The 3,335-nt window shown below is 65.3% G+C and carries 3 protein-coding genes and 1 pseudogene; all 4 read right to left on the bottom strand.

The features are described from left to right. Positions 1 to 158: 158 nt before the first annotated feature. Positions 159 to 914, bottom strand: coding sequence for a GntR family transcriptional regulator (locus KBI52_RS02000; protein WP_173948283.1), 756 nt, complete (start codon positions 912 to 914; stop codon positions 159 to 161). Beyond that, the gene (locus tag KBI52_RS01995; protein ID WP_210804981.1) at positions 914 to 1,888 is read right to left on the bottom strand and encodes a PDR/VanB family oxidoreductase; all 975 of its coding nucleotides are present in this window, start codon (positions 1,886 to 1,888) and stop codon (positions 914 to 916) included. Before KBI52_RS01995 ends, KBI52_RS02000 begins: the two co-directional genes overlap by 1 nt. Before the next feature lie 8 nt (positions 1,889 to 1,896). Then, a complete protein-coding gene (locus KBI52_RS01990) occupies positions 1,897 to 2,979 on the bottom strand; it encodes an aromatic ring-hydroxylating dioxygenase subunit alpha (protein ID WP_210804979.1) in 1,083 nt (360 codons plus the stop codon). A 158-nt stretch (positions 2,980 to 3,137) separates the two neighbouring features. Next, positions 3,138 to 3,335: pseudogene (locus KBI52_RS01985) on the bottom strand (ABC transporter substrate-binding protein); the annotation flags it as partial.

The following is a 3,335-nucleotide window of genomic DNA, read 5'->3' as shown; positions in this document are numbered from 1 at the left end:
GGCCCGTCGACGCGAAGGGGCCGGTCATCGGCAGGATCAGGCCGATCTTCAGGGGCTCCTGGGCCAACGCGGCCCCGGTCAGGCCCAGCAGGGCGGCCGCGGCCCCTAGAAATGTCCGTCTCAACATGTTTCCTCACTCCCTCTTCGGCTTTTCGCCATTAGGCGCGGACGCGCCGTTTGATGAGCGCAGAACCCGGCACAAGGTCCATGTCCCTCTGGTTTGTCAGCGCTCTTTCCAGATTTCGGTGGGCGATGCGGGCATGCTCGCGCATGATCGCCTCGGCCCGGCTGCCCTCGCGCCGCTCGATAGCGGTCAGGACGCAGCGATGCTGGTCCTGGGCGACGGTCAGAATGTGATGCAGCTCCGGCGAGCGCGATTGAACGGGAACCAGCGCGCTCGCCGAGGCGAACGGCAGGGCGCTCGCCCGCTCGATCTGACGTGCCAGGGGCGGAGAATCCGCCATGTCGATCAGGATCCGGTGAAAGCGGGCGTTGAGCTCGACATATTGCGACAGGTCGATCTCGAGCATGTCGCGACGGATGACCTCGTCGATGTCGTCGAGGCATGATGCGGCCTCGACGAGCTCGGAGCGGCCGACGCCGTGCTCGGCGGCGAGGCGTGCCGCCAGTCCTTCCAGCGTTCCGCGGATCTCGATGGAGATGAAGACTTCCTTCTCGGAGAAGGCTTTCACGGCGAAGCCGCCGGACGGGATCGCTTCCAGAAGCCCCTCTTCCTCGAGACGGACAAGGGCCATTCGGACCGGGGTGCGGGAGACGCCGAGGCGCTCGACCATCTGCAGCTCGGAGACACGCTCGCCCGGGTTCAGGGCTCCACGAAGGACCAGTTCGCGTAGGGCAAGCTGTGCCTTCACGGTTTGGGAGAGGGAGCGGTCGCCGGGCTTCTCGATGCTCATCAGGCCGCCCTGTCCGCCGTGTCGATGGTGATGCTGCCCCCTGCGACCCGCGACACGCAGGTGCAGAGTTTGGCGTTGGCAGCCTTCTCCTCGTCGCTGAAGAAGACGTCGCGATGATCGACGATGCCGTCCACCTCCAGGATGGAGAGCGCGCAGAGGCCGCATTCGCCGCGCCGGCAATCCGAGATCATGGCGACTCCGGCCGTTTCGAGGGCGTCGAGCATGGTCTGGTTCTGCGGCACGTCGACCACGAGGTCGAGCCGGGGAATGCGGACCTTGAAGGGCTGAGAGGCAAAGCGCCCGCTGTTGCCGAAAGTTTCGAACCGGAGCTGGTCGACCGGGCGGCCGCTCTGCTGCCAGGCGCGCTTGGCCGCCTCCAGCAGGCCGATCGGCCCGCAGACGTAAAGCTCGCCGCCGGGCGCGAGCCGGGCGATCTCGGAATCGAGATCCACCCTGCCCCCGTCCGCGTCGACGAACATCTGCAGCCGCTCGCCGACCCGCTCGCGCAGCTCGTCGGCAAGGGCCGCATCCTCCCGCCGCCGGCAGGCGTAGAGCACCCGGAAATCCGCATCGATCTCCGCCAGCGCCATCGCCATGGTGAAGATCGGCGTGATCCCGATGCCTCCGGCGAGGAGCAGGTATTCCGGTCGTCCCCGGCCGAGATCGAAGTGATTGCCCGGGGTCGAGATGGTGAGCTGGGCACCCGGCTTGAGACCCCACATGTAGGCGGAGCCGCCCCGGCTGTCGCCGAGGAGCTTCACGGCGATCCTATAGAGGCCGTCGGAACAGGGGCCCACGATCGAGTAGGAGCGCACGTCCGGCCTCTCGCCGATCTGCACATTCACGTTGATGTGGCTGCCGGGCGTCGGGGCGACGAAGTCTCCCGAGGGCTCAATCTCGAAGAGCCGGATGTCCGGGGAGAGATCCCTGGTCCGGAGCAGCTTCGCGGCCCGCCATTCGATTTGTTCGGCCATGGTCGACCCTACTCGGCCGCTTGGCTCGGCACGTGCGGCTGCGAGCCGTATTCGTCGTCCAGCATCCGGTCGATCAGCTTGCGCGCCCACAGGGCGCCCGCGTCGATGTTGAGATTGTAGAACGGCATCCTGGGGTTCCGGTCGATGGCGACCTGCTGCGCCTCGAGGACCACGTGATCCTGGTCGTAGACTCCCTTGCCCTCGTTGACATGGGCCTTGTTGATGTCACGGGTCAGCTGCTCGTCATCCGTCCGGAAGGTCCTGACGAAGTTCCAGAAATAATGGCAGGAACCGTCCTTCTCCGGCGTGATGGCGGCCAGGAAGGCGCCGTTGACGCCCTGCGAGCGGTCGCCCTGCGGGGCGCCTGTTCCTGTCACGGCGACGCCTACATCACCGACGACCGTGGACGGCGCCTGGAAATAGATGATCTGCCAGCGGTCCACATGCGCGCCGGGACGATTGAGCTGCCTGGCCCAGAACGGCGGCGGCTCGATGTTGATCATCCAGCGCGTCACGGTGGCCGTGCGGTCCGTATGCGTGACGTCGAAGGGCGCGCTGGTGATCGCCTCGTCGCCGATGCTGCCCGCATGCACGTAGGTCTCGTGCGTTAGGTCCATGAGGTTGTCGATCACGAGGCGGTAGTCGCATTTCAGGCTGTAGAATGTTCCGCCCTCGCCGACCCAGTCGGTGCCGTCGTTCCAATGGAAGTCCGGGATCTTGGCCGGATCCGCCAGTGCGGGATCGCCCGGCCAGATCCACACGAGGCGATGCCGCTCGGCCACGGGATAGGAGCGCACGCAGGCCGACGGGTTGATGGTCTTCTGCGCCGGCATGTAGGTGCACCGGCCGGCGGAATTGAACACGAGGCCGTGATAGCCACAGATCACCTGGTCGCCTTCGAGGCGACCCATCGAGAGCGGCAGCAGGCGGTGCCAGCAGGCATCCTCGAGGGCGGAGACCTGGCCGTCCGTGCGTCGGTAGAGAACGACATCCTTGTCGCAGATCGTCCGGGCCGCGAGCTCGTGCCTGATCTCATGGCTCCAGGCTGCGGCGTACCAGGCATTGAGGGGATAAGCCTTGGCGTGCGTCATCTGTTTTCTCCCTGAACAGACTGTATACAGTTGAGGACCGACAACAACTATACTTGCGGCTAATACGGGCTTTTGCGGTGCAAAATCAGTCAGGATGATCCGGGTCTGTATACAAGAAAAAGCGCCATCGCGAGATGGCGCTTTCGGCAGGCGTGATCTCAGTTGGACTTGGCGGCTTTCACCGGATCCTTGACGTTCGGGATCGTGGAGAACTCCACGTTGTAGAGCTCCCCGTTCCGGCGCTCGACCTTGCGGATATAGACGTTCTGCACGATGTCGCGGGTCTGCGGGTCGATGGAGACCGGGCCGCGCGGGCTCGTCCAGCTCATGCCCTTCATGGCGTCGATCAGCGCCTG

This window comes from Microvirga sp. HBU67558 (assembly GCF_018069605.1).
Taxonomy (GTDB): domain Bacteria; phylum Pseudomonadota; class Alphaproteobacteria; order Rhizobiales; family Beijerinckiaceae; genus Microvirga; species Microvirga terrae.
This window is presented reverse-complemented; position numbering and strand designations above follow the sequence as displayed.